This window comes from Rudanella paleaurantiibacter, from assembly GCF_009184635.1.
GTDB lineage: Bacteria > Bacteroidota > Bacteroidia > Cytophagales > Spirosomataceae > Rudanella > Rudanella paleaurantiibacter.
Map to the genome: position 1 here is coordinate 227852 of NZ_WELI01000001.1, position 21234 is coordinate 249085.

Below are 21234 nucleotides of genomic sequence, written 5' to 3' on the forward strand. Positions count from 1 at the left end.
GAATTGCACTAAAACGCGATCAATTTAGATTGACAGCAAGATAGGCAAAACCGTTGCGTTTAAATGACTATAAATCAGTAAGTTAACATTTACAAATAGGCATGCATTGATATGTATGCCCAACAAGTTAATGGTTATCAGGGAAGCGCCGACAAAGCGAGTAAATCTGGTAGTTGGGTAGGTGGGCGGTTATTCCCAGACCACAACTTCGTCGCGTTCGTACCAGTGCTCCAGGTGCGGGCCGTAGTGAGCCTCGACCACATTGCGTTTGGTTTTCATGGTCGGGGTAAGCATGTTATTATCGACCGTCCAGGTATCACGGACTACCACCACTTTTTTGACCCGCTCATACGCGTGCAGTCGGGGGTTGAGGGTATTCATGGTGGCCGACAGGCTTTCGGTTACCTGCTCACGATTGACCGAGCGGCCCAGTTCCGACAACACCACCAGCGCAACCGGTTGGGGAAGATGCTGCCCAGCCACGCAGATTTGCTCAATGAGGTTATTGTCCGAAAAGCCAAACTCGATTTGGGCGGGTGCTACGTACTCGCCTTTGGCCGTTTTGTACATCTCTTTCACCCGGCCCGTAATTTTCAGGAATCCGTCGGCGTCCACTTCACCCACATCGCCGGTGTAGAGCCAGCCATCGCGCAGGGTTTGGGCGGTCAGTTCGGGTTCGCGGTAGTAGCCGAGCATATTCCAGGGCGAGCGCATGGCAATTTCGCCCGTTACGGGGTCGATTTTAACCTCGACGCCGGGATACAGTTTGCCCACGGTGCCGTCTTTTACCTGATTGGGTGGCATCATAGACACGGCTCCCAGATTTTCGGTCATGCCGTAGGCTTCCTGAATAGTAATGCCTAACGCGCGGAACCACCGGATCAGCGACGTAGGCATGGGCGCGGCCCCGGTCAGAATCAGTTTAGCTTCGTTCAGGCCCAGTCCTTCCCGAATTTTTTTCTTGACCAGGCCCGACACAATCGGGATACGGAGCAGCAGGTCGAGTTTCTTTTGTGGCATTTTGGCCAGAATCCCGAGCTGAAACTTTGTCCAGATACGCGGCACGGCCAGAAAATGCGTGGGGCGGGCGGCTGCCAGATTCCGGGCAAACGAATCCAGCGTCTCGGCGAAGTAGATGGTGCCCCCGGTCATGAGGCAGGTAGCTTCTACGAGGTTCCGCTCGGCAATGTGGCATAGGGGAAGGTACGAAAAAAACCGGGTTTCGGGGAGGTCGTGCCGCAGCATGGGTCTGGTTTTCTCGATGGCCTCGGCCATGGCCCGGTACTGCATCATCACGCCCTTGGGGTTGCCTGTGGTGCCGGAGGTGTAAATAATGGTAAACAGGTCGTCGGGGGCGGGCCGGAACGTGCCGGTCATGGGCCGGTACCGGTCCAGAATATCGTTCCACTGCACCAGATCGGGGTCTATGGGGCCATACTCGGGAAACTGAATCCCAATTACATCCGTGGGGACGCCCGCTTTGGTGGCGGGCCAGTCGTCGAGTTTGCCAACAAACAAAACCGGGCAACCACTGTGCTGCATCACCTGCCGGAGCTGATCGGCGGTGAGGGTAGCATAAAACGGCACCGAAACATGGCCACTGATCATGATGGCCAGATCGGCGATGATCCAGTGCGCGCAGTTTTTGGAGATCAAACCGACGGGGCTTCCCGGTGGCAAATCGAGCGATTGCAGGTAAGTGGCCAGAATCCGGGCCTGCCGACCGGTTTCGGCCCAGCTAAAATCGATAAAGGTATCGCCCACGGGTTGCCGCAGAAAGATATCGTCGGGGCGGGTTTGCTCATACTGATAAAACGCATCGACAAGCGTGACGGTAGCCAGGGCGTTGGTTAGTTCGGTGTTCATACAAGAAGGCTGTTGTAATTTTATACGATAAAACTATATTTTTCTTATAAAAGCAAGTGCTTTGTTTCCTTTACTACTTCACAATCAAGGCTTTTGTGAGGCTTGCTCGTTAGGGCTCTGGATACTGGACAAAATGTACAATCAATCGATTGACTTAGCCAATTGAACGCGGATGACACGGATTAGGCAGATGTACACCCATGAGTATATCTGTGAAAATCTGTCCAATCCGTGTCATCCGCGTGCCAATTCTTTCGCACTGAACAAATGCCCAGTACTGAGCTTGTGGGGTGAGGGCCAGTCTGGCGGCTTATAAAACGGAAAGGGTGGCCGGTTCGAATCCAGCCACCCTTGTATGAGGTTCAATCGTTGTATGTGCCCTGACTTACTTGCCGAACAGTTTATTCCAGAAGCCTTTTGCCTTTTCTTTTACTTCTTCGACCTGCTCGGTGGCTTCGGCCTTTAGTTCATCGAGTTTCTGGCCCGCGGCTTCGAGTTGCTCGGCGGCTTCGGCTTTAATTTCGCTTAATTTCTCACCGGCTTCGTCTTTCAGTTCAGCCAGTTTTTCCGACGCTTCCGCTTTGAGTTCGGCGGCCTCGGCTTTCAGCTCATCGAACTTCTCCGACGCTTCGGCACCCACTTCGGCTAACTTTTCCGATGCCTGCGCGGCTACCCCCGATGCTGCCGTTTGCAGATCGGCCAATTTCTCTGATGCCTGCGTTTTGATACCGTCCACGTCGACGCTGTCCGCTAATTCGGAAATCTTCGCAGTGGCTTCGTCTTTCAACTCGGTCAGTTTGGCCGTTGCTGCATCGATTTGCTCCCCGGCGGCCGCTTTAAGTTCTTCAACTTTTTCGCTTGCCTGATCGCCTAAGCTTTTGCTTTGCTCGCTCATTGGTTTGTACGGATTACGTAGTGATTTGTGAATGAGCGGGTAATTAGAGAAAAAACTGAGCCCTTTGCAAATGAAGTAACCCCTAATTGTGTTGTTACGGTACTATGAGACAATTGGCACTTACCCTGCTAAGCCTGGCCTTGCTGACCGGCTGCGGGCAGAAATCGACTACCACCACCCAATCGGCCGTAAAAGATACCTCACCGGCACCCCTGCCCGAACCCAAGCCGGGCGAGGCTGTTGCTACCTTTGCCGGGGGCTGCTTTTGGTGTATTGAAGAAGAGTTTGAGCAGTTGAAAGGCGTTCGGGAGGTGGTCTCGGGCTATGCGGGGGGCGACCTCGAAAACCCAACCTACGAACAGGTAGGCACCGACCAAACGGGCCATGCCGAAGCCGTGCAGATTTACTACGACCCCAAAGTGATTCCGTACGATACGCTGCTGACAGCCTTCTTTGCTGGCCATGACCCCACCACACCCGACCGGCAGGGACCCGATATTGGCAAGCAGTACCGGTCTATGGCGTTTTACCGCACCCCCGACGAGAAAGCCCGGATCGAGGCTACTATTGGGCGGGTGAATGCGTCGGGGCATTTTGATAATCCAGTGGTGACGCAGGTGGTTCCGTTCAAGGCGTTTTACGCGGCCGAGGTGTACCATCAGGGCTACTACCGCGCCCACCCCGAAAACCCGTACGTCGAAAACGTGTCGAAACCCAAAGTAGAGAAGTTCCAGAAAGCCATGAAAGCGTGGCTTAAGGAGGGTTTATAGCGGCCGGCGCTCCGGTTTTTGGTTTTTGGTTTTTAGTTTATGGCGGCCGGTGCTCCGGTTTTTGGCTTGTCAGCGCTCTATAAACCATAAACCCAAAACCATAAACCACACCTACCCACCCAGTCGGCGCATAATCAAGCTGTCGACCAGGGTGTAGAGACCGACGGGCTTGAGCGTTCGCCAGTTTTCGATTTGTAGGGTGCCGCCAAAATTGATGTAGTAGTCGAGGTGGTATTTTTTCCACTCGCGCTCCACAAACTCCGGGAAGTTGAGGCCCACAATCCAGCCGTCTTCCACGTCTTCAAACCATTCTTCGTAGTACGAATCGTCGGAGCCGTGGAAGTTCAGTACGTTTTCGCCGATCAGAATAAAGTGGTTGATTCCCTCTTTCACGAGAGGATCAACCACTTGCCGTTTCAGAAACATAATGTCGTTGTGGAGCGTGTCGTTCCACTCGCCAAACAGCTCGATAATAACGTACCGCCGGTCGTAGTCAGCAAACAGAATCTTGCAATAGAGCGTTTCGGAGCCGATTTCGTCCCAAAGCGGATGAATGTAGTACCCGTATATGTTATTCTCGTACTGGGTCATATTGTACTCCCGCTCGTGGAACGGCGACCGCTCATCGTCGGCCGATACGTAGTACTTCTCCCAGCCGTAGTAGGGTTCAATGTCCTGCATACAAAGCTTCGTAAAACCGTCTAACGAATTGCGTAGCCTCTCTGTTACCAAATCGGCGCCGAAAAATAGCCTGCCGACTTACGCTTCGGCCCGGAGCACTTCGAGCGGGGGGCGCACCAGCACGGCCCGGCTGTTGAAAAGCCCAATGAGCACCGTCAGCACCGTGACCACGGCCAATACCGCCAGCAAAGGCAGCAGGTCGGGGCGGAACGGGGTTTCGAACACGAAATACGCCAGCCCCCAGGTGGCCCCCAGCGCCAGAATCACGCCCGACAGAGCCGCCAATACCCCCAGCATGAGGTATTCAATGGCCTGAATCCAGAGAATCTGGCGTCGGCTGGCTCCGAGTGTGCGCAACAAGACGCTCTCCTGCATGCGCTGGTAACGGCTGATAATGACCGAACTGGCCAGTACCAGCAGGCCCGTCAGGATACTGAACAGAGCCATGAACTGAATCACAAACGAAACCTTTTGCAGAATCTCGTCGACTGTGCGCAGAATCAGCCCCAGGTCGATGGCCGATACGTTGGGGAACCCACTCACCAGCTCGCGCTGAAACGCGGCCGACTGTTCAGTGTTGCTCACGCGGGTCATGAGTACCTGAAACTGCGGGGCCTGTTCGAGTACACCATTCGGAAACACAATGAGAAAATTGGTTTGTACCCGGTTCCAGTCAACTTCGCGGGTGCCGCTCACGACCGTGGCCATGGGCGCTCCCTGCACGTTGAACGTGAGTGTGTCGCCCAGTTTCAGTTTCATCCGGCTCAGGTAGTCTTTCTCGACGGTGATGGCCGGCATGTTGCCCGCGTTGGCCTGCACGGTGCCCGCCGTCAGTTTTTCGGAGTCGATAAGCGAGTCGCGGTACGTAACGCGGTACTCGCGGGTGAGCGCCCACTCTGGGATTTTAGCTGAGGTATCAGCCTGTATAGCCTCGACCGAACGGCCGTTGATGCTCGCCAGACGCATGGTTACTACCGGCACGGCCTGCACCACCGGCAGTTTATATCGGTCTACCAAAGCCCGTACGCCCGCTTTTTGCTCGTTCTGAATATCAAACAAAACCATGTTGGGCCGTCCGGAGCCCCCTTCGCCCCCCGAAAAAGCTACCCGGTCGAGCAGCAGGTTTTGGGTGAGCGTGAGGGTAGCAATCAAAAATGCACCCAGCCCGATAGACGTAATCAGAATCACGGTTTGGTTGTTGGGTCGGTACAGGCTGGCGAGGCTTTGCCGCCACACAAAACTCCAGTGCCGGGGAAAAAACCGCCGAACCCCGTTGATGAGCAACAAGCCCAGGCCGGTCAGAATCCCGAAGGCCGCCAACAGCCCGCCCGTGAAACCTACTGCCACTTTCCAGTCGCGGGTTTGCCAGTATGAGAAGGCCATGACAAACAACACGATCAGGCCGTAAACCGCCCAGCGAAACGGGTCGCGGCCGGCCGTATCATCTTCGTACGAAGCCCGCAGCGTGCGCAGGGGCGACACGTTGCGTATGGTCAGCAAAGGCAGCATGGCAAACAGCACCGCCACCAGCAAGCCTACGCCTACGCCCTGTGCCACCGCCGACCACGAGATGGCCGTTTCGACCGTGACGGGCAGGAAACCGGCAAACACACGCGGCAACAAAAGCTGCACTAGCGAGCCCGCCAACGCGCCCACAATGGCTCCTACAAGACCCATAAGGGCCGTTTGGATAAGGAAAATGAGAAAGGCCTGCCGCCCGCTTGCCCCCAGGGTGCGGAGTACAGCCACCGAGGCTACTTTTTCTTTCACGTACAGGTGCACGGCACTTGCCACGCCCACGCAACCGAGCAGCAGGGCCACAAAAGCTACCAGATTCAGAAACCGGGTGAGGTCGGCAAAGGAGCGGCCGGTTTGTTGTTTACGGCTCTCGACGGTGTCCTGATTAATGCCCACTTTGTCGAACCGGGCTTCGTTGGCTTTGACAAAATCGGCCACGTCCTGCCCCTTCGCAAACTGGTAATAGTAGCGGTGCTGAATGCGGCTGCCCCGTTGCAGCAGGCCCGTTTCGGGTAGCGATTTGGCCGCCACAAAAACCGTGGGCGCTACCGACGTGGTCACGGCCGACTGACCGGGCGTTTTGAGCACCCGACCCGCAATAAAGTATAACTGGGTACCGAGCCGCACTGAATCGCCGGGTTTGGCTCCGAACTGAATCAGCAGGGCATCGTCGACAAGGGCCACGCGTTCGTTACGGGCCGCAGCCTGCCGAAACTGCTCGACCGCCGAGCGGGGCTGTACCTCCCACTCGCCATAGTACGGAAACGGCCCATCGAGGCCCTTAACCTGCGCCAGCCGTACCCCGCCTGTGCGCGGGAAGAGTGTCATCGATGCAAACGATACCTCGTAGGTTCGGTTTTTGCCGATTTTTTTGAGGTAGTCTTCGGTTGGTTTTGGAATCGCTTTGGCGTACGACAGCACGAGGTCGGCCCCTAGGAGCTCGCGGGCTTGCGCGTCGATGCTGCGGGCGAGGTTGTCGCCAAATGAATTGAGGCCCACCAGGGCCGATATGCCTAGCACAATGGCCGACATAAATAACAGTAACCGTTGGCGGCTCCGGCGGCTATCGCGCCAGGCCATGCGGAAGAGAAAGTTCATTGAGCGAATGAGTGATTGAGCGAATGCGAAAGGTGAGTTAACCAGTAATGAGAGATTTTAGATAGGATTCTCTATAATCCATTCACTCAATCACTCATCCTCTCATTCACCAATTGGTCAACTACGGCTCCGCCCCGCATTTTCAGAATACGGCCCGTGCGTTGGGCAAGTTCAAGATCGTGGGTAACGAGTACGAGTGTAGTACCGGCTTCGCGGTTGAGGTCGAACAGAAGGGCTTCGACGGTATCGCCCGTGTCGGTATCGAGATTGCCGGTAGGCTCGTCGGCAAACAGTATTTTGGGTCGGTTGGCAAAGGCCCGCGCAAGCGACACCCGTTGCTGCTCCCCGCCCGACAGCTGGGTAGGGTAGTGGTGACTCCGTTTGGCAAGGCCCACCCGGTCGAGCAGGTCAAGGGCAGTTTTTTCGACGTTGCGGGCGCCTTGCAGCTCCATCGGGACCATCACGTTTTCAAGGGCCGTAAGGGTCGGTAGCAGTTGGAAATTCTGGAAAATAAACCCTACATGCTGGTTGCGCACGGCGGCTCGCTCATCTTCGCTCAGGTTGTCGAGCCGGATTCCGTTCAGATATACGCTGCCCGACGTGGCCCGGTCGAGACCGGCGCAGAGGCCGAGCAGGGTAGTTTTGCCGCTACCCGAAGGTCCGACAATCGAAAACGTATCGCCCGCCTGAATCTCGAACGAAACGTTGTGCAATACGGTCAGCGGACCGCTGCCGCTGGAATAAGTCTTGGTGAGATTTTCGACGCGCAGAATGCTCATAAGAATCAATAGGGAGCCCGGTCGGTTGCCGGGAATAAAAACCGAACATTGTTTTAAACTAATTCTCTCCCTGAGTGGGTTATAAAATGACAAACGGCTTGATTCTTATTTGTATGCGTACACCCATCCGAACGCTCCTGACCACACTCACTGCCAGTACCCTGCTCATGCTAACTATAGGCTGCTCGGGCAACGGCGACCAGAAAAAAGAAACTAACCCGCCAATGTCGGCATCGGCCACGGCTGCCCAAAGCACCACAACAGCCGGGGCGGCCGCGTCGAAAAAAACGGTTCTGTTCTACGGCAACAGCCTCACGGCGGGCTACGGCCTCGACCCTGCGCAGGCGTTTCCGGCCCTTATTGGCAAGCGCATCGATTCGCTGGGACTGGGCTACACCGTTGTGAATGCCGGGCTCAGTGGCGAAACCACGGCGGGCGGTAAGAGCCGCATTAGTTGGGTGTTGCGTCAGCCGGTTGATGTATTTGTGCTCGAACTGGGGGGGAACGACGGCCTGCGCGGCATCGACCTCCGCTCGACCCGGCAAAATCTGCAAGCCATCATCGACACCGTTCGGACCAAGTACCCCGACTGCAAAATTGTGCTGGCGGGTATGCAGGTGCCGCCCAACCTTGGGGCGCAGTACACCCGCGATTTCCGGGCGATTTATGGGCAACTGGCCGACCAAAACAAGCTCCCTCTTATTCCGTTTCTGCTCGAAGGCGTGGGTGGAGTGGCCCGCCTGAACCTGCCCGATGGGATTCACCCCACGGCCGAAGGGCACCGGATAGTGGCCGAAACCGTCTGGAAAACGCTGAAAGATGTTTTATGAGTGAGCCGCCTGGGTCGGGTCGGCCGGGCGGGGCTGCGTAGTAGTAGGTAGCTGGATTTCAGCTCAGTAAAGCCACCCGTCTGGGTGTCTTTTAGAGGCATGAAAAAATGGATACCTGCCCTTGCTTTACTGGCTGCGTTGGGCTGTTCGGGGGGTGGGCAAACTACCACCCAAACCGAAATAGCCACCCCGACGTTTAAACTGACGCCCGCGCCCAAAGTCCTGTTCAATTCGTTTGTGGATTGTAACATGGCCGAAGCCTGGGTGGGCGATACCTTCCGAATTTTTCCGGGTAAATACGGTGAAGACCCGTTATGGGGCAACGCCCGCGACCTGAAATACGCCGACGGTAGCCATGCCGAAGAGGCTTTTGCTCGGAAATCCGACGAGTTTCACGAGCCTGTGATGCCCAAAAATGCGCCCATTGGTACGCCGGGATTGCACGGGGCGGTTTGGTTTGAAACCGTTTATCAGGACCCCAACGACACGTCGGGCCGGACACTCTACGCGGTTTACCACAACGAAAACTATCCCATGACGTTGCCCTACGACCCCAAAACGGGCGAAGGGTACATCGACAAAAAGTGGCCGCGCGGGCTTACCGGCCCTACCTCGCCCGCTGCGGTATGCCGCATTGGTATTATGAAATCGACGGACGGGGGTAAGTCGTGGGACAACCGGGGATTATTTCTGGAAGACCTTCAGCCCCGCATGATTCTGAAACCGCACAACACCTCGAACACCTTTGCCGGGGGCGTGGGCGACCCGTCGGCGGTGGCGAGTGGTGATTATCTGTACCTGTTTTACGGCGAGTATGGCTACCCTGGCCAATACGACGAAAAAGCCTACGACCCCCAAAAAGAATGGAGTGGGCAGTGTATCAGTGTGGCCCGCATCCGCCTGAGCGACCTCGACAATCCGGTGGGTAAGGCTAAACGTTGGGATGGCAAAGGGTTCAATGCCCCCTGGAATGGGGTGGGCGCGCCGATTGCCTCCTTGCAGATTCCGCGCGAGGCCGGGGGCGGTCCTGCCTCGTCGCCAACGGGCGGCTTTCACTGGGGGCCGTCGGTGAGCTGGAATACTTACCTCAATGGCTGGGTGATGCTCATGGGTAAAGTGACGGGGCCATCGTGGGCGGGGAGTAGTATTCACATCTCGTTCAACCCGCACAAAGACCTTGGCGAAGCGCTACAGTCGCAGGCCTGGAGCAAACCCCAGCTCCTGCTCGATAAGCCGGGGTTCTTTTTGTGGTATCCTTCGCTGCAACCCATGAACACCCCCGACGATATAGCCAACAAACACACTTGTTTGCGGCTTGGCCGACGGGCGCGGCTATTTGTCAAAAACATAAAGCCCGAAAAAAGCGAGTACATGTCGGAGTATATCATCGAGTTTTCGAAGCCGGAGTAGGCCCATGCGTGGGTGGGGTCACTCGTAGGTAAACGGGTTGCCCGACGGGATATAGCGCACCGAGACACCCGGCACTTTCGGTTTGAGCCAGTTCACAAACCACTCCATACCAGCGGCTTCGCTCATAATGTGTCCCAGCACCACCAACGACACCTGTTGACCCTGCCGGCGGGCGTCGCGGATGTATTCGGGGGTTTCCCACTCGTTGGCTTCCCCGCACAGAATCACGTCGGGCCGGTATTTTTCGACCGCCATAATGTGGCTGCGCCCGCCCGATGCTCCCGGCATCAGCAATACCCGCCTGCATACCTGATTGCGGTCGCCCACGAGCCGAACCGTTTTGATGTCGAGCTTTTGTTTTACATGGCCAATCAGCGTATTAAGCGGAGTCGGTGGCATCACGAGTAGCGGCTCGGTGTCGGCTTGGCTATACTGGCTCCAGCCGAGCACATCGAGCATCCCTTTCCGAATACCATCGGGGCGGTGCGCGTGCCAGTAATCGTGAAAGCGCCATACCGCAATCTTGTGTTTGTCGAGCAAAGCCTGCTTGTGTTGCAGTACGGGGCTGTCTTTAAGCCAGTCGGTTTCGTCGGCGTGGTTGTAAAAGGTCGGCTCGTGGGCAATGATGAAATTAGCCCCGGCGGCAATGGCCTGTTCAATCACTTCGATGGTGGTAAACATGGTCGAAATGATGCCCGTAACCGGCTGCTCGGGGCGGCCCGACTTGAGGGTATCGACGGTTTTGGGAAAAGGCGCGCCCGGAATGGTTTTCAGAATCAACTCCATCACCTGACCCACCGTAAGCGGAGCCGATGCCACGGGGGTAGCCCCCGCGCAGAAGGGAATATTGAGCAAGTAAGCGGCCCCCAGCGTTTGCGAGAGGCCCGCGATAAATTGTCGGCGATTGGCCATGTTCAAATCGGAAAAAGGTTTCGGGAATGTCGGAAGAGAATGGACGATGAATAATATAACGTGAATTATGCATAATGGCTGACGCAAAGGCCTTCGACAGGCTCAGGCTGACATTCGTCTTGAGAGTCTCCAGTCAGCCTGAGCCTGTCGAAGGCCTTTGCGTAGCAACTACTTGTAGGGCAGGGGTTATACAGTACGCATTATCCATAACTCACGTTAATATACAACATGCCTGTCAATGGCTCGGCTAATCAAGGCTTGTGTGTACCCCACCCCCGGCCCCTCCCCGTTAGGGAGGGGAGAGACCCATGACGGGGAGGGACCGGGTTAACCACCAAACACCCTGCTGTACTCGTCGGGTTTGAAACCTAGGGCCACAATTTGACCGTTGGCCTCAATCAGCGGCCGACGAATAACCGAATGCTTCTCCATCATTAGAGCAATAGCGGCTTCGGTATCGGTCGGTTTGTCGGTGTCGGGCAGTTTTTTCCAGGTCGTACCCGCCCGGTTTACGAGTTCTTCCCAGCTTTTCTGGCTCAGCCATCGCTCCAGCGTTTCCCGGTCGATACCCGCTTTTTTATAATCGTGGAATGTGTACGCAACACCTTGTTCGGCCAGCCAGGTGCGGGCTTTTTTTACGGTGTCGCAATTCGGAATAGCGTATAGTGTGTACATGGTTGTACGTGAATGTATCATAAAACTACGGCGACAAAAGTCGGTATCGGGGAGTAAAAGAAAAAACCGACTATCCTTACGTTTCAGAAGCTATCCAGGTAAACCCCTTCGCCCGAATATGAAACTGATTGTGTGGATGCTCGCTCTTGGCCTGACCCTCGGCGGGTGGTCCAAAGCTCTTGCCCAACGGGCCGGACAGCTACAAGTGGTGGTGCGCGATGCCGCTACGGGCAAGCCTACCCCGGTGCGCGTGCGGCTCACGCGGGCGGATGGTGGTCCGGTGCCGGTGGTGCCGCCCCAGGTGGTGGCGGTGCAATACGGCCTGTGGGACCATGCCGATGGGTACGCTTTTCAGCCCGATAGCTCGTTTTATGTGTCGGGTACGTTTAGCCTTACCTTGTCGCCCGGTACCTACAACCTGAGTCTCTCGAAAGGGAACGAATACCTGCATCAAACCCACCGGCTACACATCAGGCCGGGGCAGGTGCTGCGCCAAACCTACGCTCTCAAACGCTGGATTCATATGGCCGCCCGCCACTGGTACTCGGCCGACGACCATATCCACATCCGGCGGTCGCCCCGCGAAAATCCGCTGTTGCTCGACTGGATTCGGGCAGAAGATGTGAACGTGGGTGTATTGCTCAAAATGGGCGATTTCTGGGAGACCTACTATCCGCAGTACGCTTTTGGCGAGAAAGGCACGTACCAGCAGGGGGCGTTTTTGCTGATGCCCGGTCAGGAAGACCCCCGCACCCCCGAGCTGGGCCACGCGCTGGGCTTTGGGGCTTCGGGATCGGTGCGCTACCGGCAGGATTATTACCTCTACGACCGGGTATTTGATGAGCTGCACCGACGCGGTGGCCTCACGGGGTACGCGCATCAGGCCGAGTCGTTTCATGGTTACCGGGGGCTCACGCTCGATGGGCTGCGGGGTAAAGTCGATTTGCTCGAAATTCTTCAGTACTGTGTGTCGGCCGAGCCGCTTCGTACCGAGCATTATTACCACCTGCTCGACCTCGGTATACCGCTCACGGCTACGGCAGGTTCTGATTTTCCGTGGTGCGGCCACGACCATGACCACGGCCCGCCCGAACACTCAGCCCGGATTGGGAATGCCCGTTTTTACACCTACATCAACGGTCCGCTCACCCCGGCGGCCTGGCAGGCGGGTGTAGCCGCTGGGCATACGTTCGTCACGAGCGGCCCTATTCTGGATTTACAGGTGAACAGCCCGGCCGAGCGCGGCCCGGCCCGACCTGGCGACCGGTTGGCGGTGAAGAAAGGGAGTACGCTCACGATTCGGGCTGAAGCGCTGGGCGAGGCTACGCAGGTACCACTAACGGCCCTCGAACTAGTGGCTCACGGCCGGGTACTGGCGCGGGTCACGCCACAGCAGCCGGGGCAGTCGGCCGCCCGGTTGGTTGCACAGCTCGACCTGCCCGATGTGCAACAGGGGCTCTGGATTGCGGCCCGTTGCTATGGAGGGCCGCGCTCGGCCGCGCACACCACGCCCGTGTATGTGAGTGTAGATGGGGGCGGGTTTCATAACCCCGAAACGGCGCAGGCGTATCTGGACAAAAGCGAGGCTTACCTGCGTGAGTTAGAGGCCGAACTCGATACCCACCGTGATAACCCTGAGTTTCGGGCGTGGTATTACAAACAGCCCCTCAAAACCCGAATCGAAGCCACTCGGCAGGTCATTGCCGATTTGCGGAAGCGGCTGATAAGGCCCTGATAATCAGCAGTAAGCTCCCGTCAGACCAACAGACCAACCGCTGGAGTAGAGGCCCCAATCACCAGACTGGCCTCCAGATTTACAGTACTGGACATTCGGACTTCAGACACTGGACATTAGACTTATTACCTTTATGTATGGAGGTCTAACGTCTAATTTCCAACATCTAATGTCCAGGACTGGCCTCCAGGTTCACCTGCGTGATGCGGTTGGTGGTGATGGTGTCGGGCAGAAGCTTGGTGGCTACCTGACTTATTTCCTCTACTGGTTGACGGATGTAGGTAGGGGGCGCGTAAAACAACTGGCAGGCTTTGGTTTCGTCGAAGCTTGTACGTTTGGTACGTTAGGAATCGGTTCGTGGAAAAAGAATATTTTTTGCCTGTTTTTATAATTATTCAAATAAATATACGGGTCGTAATCAATAGATTTGGGTCAGACAGGGGTTTCGGGTTCAAAGGATTAAACTTTTGCCAAACCCCTCCCGTTTCTTTACTGAGTGCCGGGCCGCCTATGGTACCGGCCTAAGTGGTTGATCAGGAGGTCTATAGCAGAGGCCGATCAAACTGTATCACCTAAACAACACAAGAACTAATGGAACTGACTCAACAATATAAGCATACTCGTCTGACCCCAAACGCGGTCGGGCACCGGCTGTCGACGTTTGTGAACAATAACAAGGCCGTGTTTGAAGCATTGAGCCGCGTGGGGTCGCCGTTTGGTGGCAACGTGGCACCTGCCCAAACAAGCCGCCCCGCAACGGCATCTGAATCAATGGCCCCGCCGACTGAGCACGTCATCGGCGAACCGTTGGTGCATCTACAGCGTCAGCTCGATCAGTTGAGCCGCACAGTTGCCCAGCTGAATAGGCAGCTTGAGCATATTCAACGCGCCACTGCAAGTCAACCGGGCGAGACCGGGCGGCCAACCAAACTAATCGGGATCAACCGTTTCCGGGCCCTGCGCGCTCAGTCATAAGCCTGTTCACGTATTAGGGGGTTGCGGAAGTGTGGGCCGGGGCGGTTAATTTGCGCCACAAACTGTTTACACGCTCCCGCAATGTCTACGCTTCTGTATACCGGTACCTCCCAATCCCACCCGATCCGCCGGGTACAGGCTGGCCCCCTAACGGCCCTGTACGAAAATGGCTTTTTACGCTATGTGAAACTGGGCGACGACGAGGTGGTCAGAATGATCTATTTTGCCTTGCGCGATGCCCGCTGGAATACCCTCGACTGGCAACTGACCGACGAGCAAGTGGAAATTGGGGAGCAATCGTTCCGAATTTCGTACACGGGCGGGAGCTTCGAGGGAGTTACCGAAATTATCCGCTGGCAGGCGCAGCTTACCGGCGATGCAAGCGGCCGTATTGACTTCGGGCTTGAGGGCGAGGTGCTGGTACCGTTCTGGCGGAATCGGGCTGGCTTGTGCGTACTGCACTCACTGGCCGAAACCGTGGGCCGCCCGGCTATTGTCGAAACGCCCGATGGCCGTACCGTAGAGGGTATTTTTCCCGAAAGTATCACCTTACAGCAACCCTTTCAGGATATTGCCGTCCTGCGCTGGACGTTGCCGCACCAAGATGTGGTTCAGTTATCGGTTGCGGGTGATGTGTTCGAAACAGAAGACCAACGCAACTGGGGCGATGCTTCGTTTAAGACGTATTGCACGCCGGTACGTTTGCCCATGCCGGTGCACATTGAGCCCGGCGACCGGATTAGCCAGCGCGTAACGCTCGAACTGGTAAACCGCTCGGCTGAAGAGAGAATGGCCACCGCGCAACAACTTCGGCTTGTGCGGCCCGACGGCCCCGAAAATCCTTTGCCGGTTATTGGCTTGTGTCAGGCACTCGATACGCCCAAACTCAAAACCGACGAGGTAACGCAACTTCGGCGCATGGCCCCCCATCATCTGCGAATCGAACTGAATTTTGGTCGGCCCGATTGGTCGGAGTGGTTTACGGTGGGCCTGAGCGAAGCCAAAAAGTTGCAGGCGGAGGTGTTACTGGCCATTTCGTTTACGGATAACTACCCGGCCGAACTCGATTATTTGCAACAGGCCGTATCGTGGCTGGGTGTGCAGGCCTGGGCAGTCGAGGTGTTCAGCCTCACCCACCCGGCCACCCCCGACGGGTTGCTAACGGCCGTAGCCGAACCCCTGCGGGCGCTGTTTCCGGGGGCGCTGCTGGGGGCGGGCACTACCGGCCCGTTTGTCGACCTGCAAGGTGCTACGTTTGAAACCGACCGAACGGACTATCTGGTGTGTTCGCTTAATCCGCAGATGCACCTCACGGGCGACTGGACGGTTATCGAAAACAAAGATGCTCATGCCGACACGGTTCGGTCGATGCAGGCCCTGCTGCCGTCGACCGCGATACACGTAGGGCCGGTGTCGCTGCGTCAACGATTGTCGGGCGTACCTACCAACTTCGATACCGATTGGCCCGCCGATATTGACCCCCGGCAACCGTCGTTGCTGGCGGCAGGCTGGTTTTTGGGTAGTTTGGCTTCGCTGACGAGTGCCGGGGCCGCTCGTGTCACATTTTTCGATACCAAAGGCGGGCGGGGTGTGATTCAGGGCCTCGATGCGCCCCTGTTCCCTGACCGGTTCAGTGCCGAACCGGGCGATGTGTTTCCGGTAGGGCTGGTGTTGCAACTACTCGCCGATTGGAAAGGGGCCGTAGCCAAACCCATTGCGTTTCTGGACCCGGTGCAGGGCAGTGCCCTCTGGCTCACCTGGCACGATAGACACCTGCTGGTGCTGGCCAACCATAGTCCGGAGCCCCAAACCGTCGACCTGGGTGAGTGGCCTGTAACGCCCGCCGAGGTTTGCGTGCTCGACGAAATCACGGCCCCAGCCGCTATCAAAACCGGAACCCTGCCACCTGTTGCCCCGTTTGCCGAGACGGCTATCACCCTTAATCCGTTTGCTATTGTAGCCCTAATGAGTGCCTGATTTGGGCCTGTTTTTAAGTTGTCAACTCTCTCATCAACAATGCACTACGAAAATACACTTTCCTTTGCGCAGGCGCTCGATGCGCAGGATTCGCTCCGCGCCTACCGCGACCGGTTTCATATTCCGCAACGTGACGGGCAGGACCTCATTTACCTATGCGGTAACTCACTTGGTTTGCAGCCCAAAGCCGCCCGGCGCGCTCTGGATAGGGAATTAGATACCTGGCAGCATCTTGGTGTGGAGGGGTGGTTTGAGAGTTTAGATGAGGCAACACCTTCGTGGCTGGGTTATCACCAACGTTGTCAGGAGCCGCTGGCCCAGATTGTGGGAGCGCAACCGCTGGAGGTTTGCCCCATGAACGCCCTGACGGTGAATCTACATTTGCTAATGGCCTCATTTTACCGGCCGCAGGGCACCAAAACCCAGATCCTGACGATTGCTGGTGATTTTCCGTCTGACCAGTACGCGCTTGAAACGCACATCCGCTCACGGGGGCTTGACCCCGATAGTGTCCTGATCGAGATAAAACCGGGTGAGGATGGCCTGATTGATACGCAAACGATTTGCGAGGCTGTGGCAACTCATGCTGACTCCCTTGCGCTGGTTCTCATGAGCGGCCTCAACTATTACACCGGACAAGTGTACGATATGGCAGCTATTGCGCATGCAGCCCACGCGCACAATCTGCTGGTTGGCTTCGATTTGGCCCATGCCATTGGCAATGTGCCCTTGCAATTGCACGATTGGGGCGTTGATTTTGCCACCTGGTGTTCGTATAAATACCTCAATGGAGGCCCCGGTGCGGTTTCGGGCGTGTTTGTGCACGAGCGGCATCATACCGCTGACGTACCCCGGCTGGCAGGCTGGTGGGGCTACGACGAAGCGAGCCGGTTCAAAATGACCAAGGGGTTTGTGCCGATGTCCGGCGCGGCCGGCTGGCAACTCAGTACACCCAATATTATGGCGTTGGCCCTGCACAAGGCGGCTATCGACATCACGGCCGAAGCCGGTATGGCGGCTTTGCGGCAGAAAAGCGAACGACTAACGGGGTATTTGGCCTACGTGCTCGAACCGTTTGCGGAGACCATTCAGGTGCTCACGCCCGCCGACCCCGCCGGGCGCGGGTGTCAGTTGTCGCTACTGGTGAAGCAAGACGGTAAAGCTCTGTTCAATTACCTGACCGAGTCGGGAATTATTGGTGATTGGCGTGAACCCGACTGTATTCGACTAGCTCCTACACCGCTGTACAACTCGTTTAGTGATGTGTGGCAGGTGGGCGAGGCTCTACGCAGCTTCTTCGCCGGGCGACGCTTCGCCGGGTGACGCCCCGCTGGAGGGCGTATCGCCGGAAGCTGATTGGTTCAGGTTCGCCAATCGCTCTTTGTGAAACAGGTACGCTCCGTGGAAAATATTGGACAGGGCGGTCTCAATGCGCGCCCAGCCTTCTTCTGTGTCGACGTTAATGCCCATCACCTGTTTGTGTTGGTGGGCATATAAGGTCAACAACGTAAGGCCGCTGACAATGACTGCCGGAAAGCCCCGCCCGTCTTTGTTGCCGATCATCGAAGCCAGTTCGTCGATAATTTTTTTTAGCCGCTCTTCGCGTTCGAGTACCACCGGGTTACGTTCGTCGTGGGTATTGTACAGATCGGCTTTCAGGAATTCCTGGGCTACTACATTGGTTCGGAGTTCGCGAAACTCGTTCAGAATGTATTCCAGGCACACTTGAAAAACACTCTCAAGCGGAAGGTTTTTTAGGTGTTCAACGTCGATGGTAGGGGCGGCAATTTGGGGTTGTTCCTGTTTGTAATAGGCTGCCAGAAGCCCCTCAAGCCCACCGAAATAGCGATATATAAGTACCTTATTTACCTCTGCCTGTTGCGCTATTTTGTTTATTTTGAGCTGATCGAAGCCCTGCTCGCGAAGTATTTCGCCTACAGCCTTAATCAACTTTTGTTCCTGGTTTATCCTATCCCTTGGCATTCTTTCCTGTGGCGTGTTGTTTACTTTTTACAACAAAGTAACCATCATTAGAAAAAATAATCAATGGGTTGGTCACCATTTGTTGCTAAATGGTTAATCATTCATAAATAAAATATTCCGTTTAAGCCCCTCAAGCTTAGTGCGTTTAACTGCCGATCTGCGGAATAACTCCCGAAATACTTCCTCAGTAATTTCTACCCAGTCTTGTCGGCTCATATCTAAAAGGTCCTGTTTGGGTGATAAAGCCGGTGTTTGGTGTGGGCGGGCAAACCGATTCCAGGGGCAAACATCCTGACAAACATCGCAACCAAAGATCCAGTTATCGAACTTACCCTGCATATCGGTGGGTAAGGCTTCTTTCAGTTCAATGGTAAAATACGAAATACACTTGCTCCCATCCACTACATACGGTTCGGTGATGGCCTCGGTCGGGCAGGCATCCATACAGCGGGTACAGGTGCCGCAATAGTCGGCAATGGGGCCGTCGGGTACCAGGTCGAGGTCCAGAATCAGCTCGCCGATGAAAAAGAAACTGCCCATTTGCCGGTTAATCAGGTTCGAATGCTTACCTACCCAACCCACCCCCGACCGTTGCGCCCAGGCTTTGTCCATAACCGGGGCCGAATCGACAAATACGCGCCCCCCCACCTCGCCGATCTCCTCCTGAATAAACGACAGGAAATCTTTTAGCTTATCTTTTATGACAAAGTGGTAATCTTCTCCGTAGGCATATTTCGAGATTTTCAGGTCGTCGTCGCCTTCGGGAAGCCGCCGTTCGGGATAGTAATTGAGTAAAACAGTCACCACCGAGCGGGCACCCTCAACAAGTTTGCGGGGGTCGAGCCGCTTGTCGAAATGATTGGCCATGTAGGCCATCTGTCCGTGGTAATTCCGATTAAGCCAGGTTTCGAGCCGAGGGGCTTCGGCTTCCAGAAAACCCGCCTTCGACACCCCGCAGAAGTCGAATCCCAGCCGGGCAGCCTCGGCTTTGATCAGGTTGGTATGGTGCTCAATGACAGACATGAAGAGGCCGTTCTGCAAAAACGGGAGATACAGTTGGTACGTACCCAGCTAAACACCAACCGGTCGGCAAAAAATCCGATTGACACAGGTGCCACCACAAACTCGGACAACTTGGCAGATTTGTGGGGTTTGGCAACGCTTTTGCGCCTACTTTTACACCTGAATTATGACATACTAAGTGCGTTACAGCATGGAAAATAAAGACATTTTGGACGACGAACAACAGCAGACCAACCCACAAACTGACAGTGCCGATCACGAAACCCTCACCACCGATGAGGCCGTGACTGTAAACGGCGGAACTGCCGGAGGGGAGGGCCAGGCCGCTACTGAATCAGCCGAAGACAAGACGTACAAGGAGTTGGTTGAACTGAAAGATAAATACCTGCGTCTGTACGCCGACTTTGAGAACTTCCGTCGGCGCACGGCTAAGGAAAAAATGGAACTGATTGCCAACGCGAATGAAGGCATGCTGGTGGCATTGTTGCCGGTGGTCGACGATTTTGAGCGGGCTATGCAGGCCATCGATAAAGCCGAAGATGTGGCCGCTGTGAAAGAAGGCGTCAGCCTGATTTATCACAAACTGAGCCGTACCCTCGAAAGCAAAGGCCTGAAACCGATGGTGGCTAAAGGTGAAGTATTCAACGCAGACCTGCACGAGTCGATCACGCAGTTTCCGGCTCCGAGCGACGATCTGAAAGGAAAAGTAATCGACGAAACCGAGCGCGGTTATTATCTCAACGACAAAGTCATCCGGTTTGCAAAGGTGATCGTAGGAAGTTAAACTAATTGAGTGAATGAGTGATTGAGTAATTGAGTGAATAGTTTAAAGACTTCTCACACAATCACTTATTCGCTCAATCGCTCATTGAAAACATGGCGACGAAACGAGATTATTACGAAATATTAGGCGTTGAAAAAGGCGCTTCGGCGGAAGATATCAAGAAGGCCTATCGGAAGATGGCCATCAAATATCACCCGGACAAAAACCCGGACGACCCGTCGGCCGAAGAGAAATTCAAAGAGGCCGCCGAAGCCTACGATGTACTGAGCGATGCCAATAAGCGGGCGCGCTACGATCAGTTTGGCCATGCCGGACTCGGTGGTGCGGCAAGCGGTGGCGGCTACGGAGCGGGCGGCCCATCGATGGAGGATATTTTCAGCCAGTTTGGCGACATCTTCGGTGAGGAGTCTCCGTTTGGTAGCTTCTTCAACCGGGGCGGTGGCGGTTCGCGGCAGCGCGTTCGGCGCGGCTCCGACCTGCGCATCAAGCTGAAGCTGAACCTACAGGAAGTAGCCAACGGCGTTGAGAAAAAGATCAAGGTAAAGCGCCACGTTTCGTGTACCACCTGCGGAGGTAACGGCTCTAAGAACGGTACGGCCGTCCAGACTTGTTCGTCGTGCAACGGCACGGGTCAGGTTCGGAAGGTGGTGAATACCATGCTCGGACAGATGGTGTCGACCAGCACATGCCCTACCTGTAACGGCGAAGGCAAAATTGTGACCGACCGCTGTGATGCTTGCTTCGGCGAGGGTCGGGTGCTCGAAGAAGACGTAATCCCGATCAAGATTCCGGCGGGTGTAGCCGAGGGAATCCAGCTCTCGGTGGGCGGTAAGGGCAACGTACCTCCCCGTGGGGGCGTGGCCGGCGACCTGCTCATTGTGGTTGAAGAAGAAGAAGATGTTGACCTCAAGCGCGACGGCAGCAACGTGGTGTACGACTTGTACGTTACGTTCCCCGATGCGGCTTTGGGTACGAGTGTCGAGGTGCCAACCATCGACGGGCGCGCCCGCATTACGCTCGAACCGGGCACACAAAGCGGCAAAATCCTGCGTCTGAAAGGCAAAGGTATCAAAGAGCTCAATGGCTACGGCCGGGGCGATCAACTGATTCACGTGAACGTGTGGACTCCCCGTACCATTTCATCAGAAGAGCGGGCTATTCTCGAAAAACTGCGCGCATCGCCCAATTTCCAGCCTAAGCCGAACAAAAACGAGAAAGGCTTCTTCGAGAAGATGAAAGACTTCTTTCATGGTTGAAAGCGATTTTTAGCGCACTGGCTATCAAAAAAAGCCGTCAGGTCCCAGACCTGACGGCTTTTTTTGT

Annotated in this window: 19 protein-coding genes; 10 read left to right on the top strand and 9 right to left on the bottom strand. The window is 55.8% G+C overall.

Annotated features, from left to right (window positions below):
• Window positions 1-189: 189 nt before the first annotated feature.
• Both F5984_RS00935 and F5984_RS00940 read right to left on the bottom strand, forming a co-directional pair.
• Entirely contained in the window at window positions 190-1866 is a 1677-nt protein-coding gene (locus F5984_RS00935) for an AMP-binding protein (protein ID WP_152121960.1), read from the bottom strand.
• A gap of 385 nt (window positions 1867-2251) precedes the next feature.
• Window positions 2252-2761 carry a hypothetical protein gene (locus F5984_RS00940; protein ID WP_152121962.1) on the bottom strand — a complete coding sequence of 170 codons (510 nt, stop codon included), beginning with the start codon at window positions 2759-2761 and terminating at the stop codon, window positions 2252-2254.
• Between the two features lie 104 nt (window positions 2762-2865).
• On the opposite strand from F5984_RS00940, the gene msrA reads away from it, so the two are divergent.
• Window positions 2866-3531: a peptide-methionine (S)-S-oxide reductase MsrA gene (gene msrA / locus F5984_RS00945; protein ID WP_152121964.1), complete on the top strand. Its 666-nt coding sequence runs from the start codon at window positions 2866-2868 to the stop codon at window positions 3529-3531.
• Window positions 3532-3642: 111 nt separating this feature from the next.
• Here the strand turns inward: msrA and F5984_RS00950 are convergent, their stop codons facing one another.
• From F5984_RS00950 to F5984_RS00960, 3 genes are all read right to left on the bottom strand, one after another.
• Window positions 3643-4212: a hypothetical protein gene (locus tag F5984_RS00950; RefSeq protein WP_152121965.1), complete on the bottom strand. Its 570-nt coding sequence runs from the start codon at window positions 4210-4212 to the stop codon at window positions 3643-3645.
• Window positions 4213-4290: 78 nt separating this feature from the next.
• Window positions 4291-6828, bottom strand: coding sequence for an ABC transporter permease (locus F5984_RS00955; protein ID WP_152121966.1), 2538 nt, complete (start codon window positions 6826-6828; stop codon window positions 4291-4293).
• An 86-nt stretch (window positions 6829-6914) separates the two neighbouring features.
• Complete coding sequence (locus F5984_RS00960; protein WP_152121967.1) at window positions 6915-7607, bottom strand: ABC transporter ATP-binding protein; 693 nt, start codon at window positions 7605-7607, stop codon at window positions 6915-6917.
• A 113-nt stretch (window positions 7608-7720) separates the two neighbouring features.
• On the opposite strand from F5984_RS00960, the gene F5984_RS00965 reads away from it, so the two are divergent.
• Window positions 7721-8437 carry an arylesterase gene (locus tag F5984_RS00965; RefSeq protein ID WP_152121969.1) on the top strand — a complete coding sequence of 239 codons (717 nt, stop codon included), beginning with the start codon at window positions 7721-7723 and terminating at the stop codon, window positions 8435-8437.
• 99 nt (window positions 8438-8536) lie between these two features.
• Window positions 8537-9847: a hypothetical protein gene (locus F5984_RS00970; protein ID WP_152121971.1), complete on the top strand. Its 1311-nt coding sequence runs from the start codon at window positions 8537-8539 to the stop codon at window positions 9845-9847.
• 18 nt (window positions 9848-9865) lie between these two features.
• Here the strand turns inward: F5984_RS00970 and F5984_RS00975 are convergent, their stop codons facing one another.
• Together F5984_RS00975 and F5984_RS00980 are read right to left on the bottom strand one after the other, a co-directional pair.
• Window positions 9866-10759, bottom strand: a complete 894-nt coding sequence (locus F5984_RS00975) for a Nif3-like dinuclear metal center hexameric protein (RefSeq protein WP_152121973.1) — start codon at window positions 10757-10759, stop codon at window positions 9866-9868.
• 327 nt (window positions 10760-11086) lie between these two features.
• Complete coding sequence (locus tag F5984_RS00980; protein ID WP_152121975.1) at window positions 11087-11434, bottom strand: ArsC family reductase; 348 nt, start codon at window positions 11432-11434, stop codon at window positions 11087-11089.
• A gap of 118 nt (window positions 11435-11552) precedes the next feature.
• Between F5984_RS00980 and F5984_RS00985 the strand changes: the two genes are divergently transcribed.
• From F5984_RS00985 to kynU, 5 genes are all read left to right on the top strand, one after another.
• Window positions 11553-13169 carry a CehA/McbA family metallohydrolase gene (locus F5984_RS00985; RefSeq protein ID WP_246168752.1) on the top strand — a complete coding sequence of 539 codons (1617 nt, stop codon included), beginning with the start codon at window positions 11553-11555 and terminating at the stop codon, window positions 13167-13169.
• A gap of 169 nt (window positions 13170-13338) precedes the next feature.
• The gene (locus tag F5984_RS26480; RefSeq protein WP_185155383.1) at window positions 13339-13560 is read left to right on the top strand and encodes a hypothetical protein; all 222 of its coding nucleotides are present in this window, start codon (window positions 13339-13341) and stop codon (window positions 13558-13560) included.
• A 200-nt stretch (window positions 13561-13760) separates the two neighbouring features.
• A complete protein-coding gene (locus F5984_RS00990) occupies window positions 13761-14144 on the top strand; it encodes a hypothetical protein (RefSeq protein WP_152121977.1) in 384 nt (127 codons plus the stop codon).
• Window positions 14145-14225: 81 nt separating this feature from the next.
• The gene (locus F5984_RS00995) at window positions 14226-16121 is read left to right on the top strand and encodes a hypothetical protein (protein WP_152121978.1); all 1896 of its coding nucleotides are present in this window, start codon (window positions 14226-14228) and stop codon (window positions 16119-16121) included.
• 39 nt (window positions 16122-16160) lie between these two features.
• Window positions 16161-17444, top strand: a complete 1284-nt coding sequence (kynU, locus tag F5984_RS01000) for a kynureninase (RefSeq protein WP_152121980.1) — start codon at window positions 16161-16163, stop codon at window positions 17442-17444.
• On the opposite strand, the gene F5984_RS01005 is transcribed toward kynU, so the two are convergent.
• Together F5984_RS01005 and queG are read right to left on the bottom strand one after the other, a co-directional pair.
• The gene (locus F5984_RS01005; protein WP_185155384.1) at window positions 17406-18071 is read right to left on the bottom strand and encodes a TetR/AcrR family transcriptional regulator; all 666 of its coding nucleotides are present in this window, start codon (window positions 18069-18071) and stop codon (window positions 17406-17408) included. The two genes, kynU and F5984_RS01005, sit on opposite strands and share 39 nt — an antisense overlap.
• A gap of 126 nt (window positions 18072-18197) precedes the next feature.
• Window positions 18198-19127, bottom strand: a complete 930-nt coding sequence (queG, locus tag F5984_RS01010) for a tRNA epoxyqueuosine(34) reductase QueG (protein ID WP_152121984.1) — start codon at window positions 19125-19127, stop codon at window positions 18198-18200.
• Window positions 19128-19317: 190 nt separating this feature from the next.
• Here queG and F5984_RS01015 point away from each other — a divergent pair, with 190 nt between their 5' ends.
• Together F5984_RS01015 and dnaJ are read left to right on the top strand one after the other, a co-directional pair.
• Window positions 19318-19911: a nucleotide exchange factor GrpE gene (locus F5984_RS01015; RefSeq protein ID WP_152121986.1), complete on the top strand. Its 594-nt coding sequence runs from the start codon at window positions 19318-19320 to the stop codon at window positions 19909-19911.
• A 92-nt stretch (window positions 19912-20003) separates the two neighbouring features.
• Window positions 20004-21167, top strand: a complete 1164-nt coding sequence (gene dnaJ, locus F5984_RS01020; RefSeq protein WP_152121989.1) for a molecular chaperone DnaJ — start codon at window positions 20004-20006, stop codon at window positions 21165-21167.
• Window positions 21168-21234 lie beyond the last annotated feature (67 nt).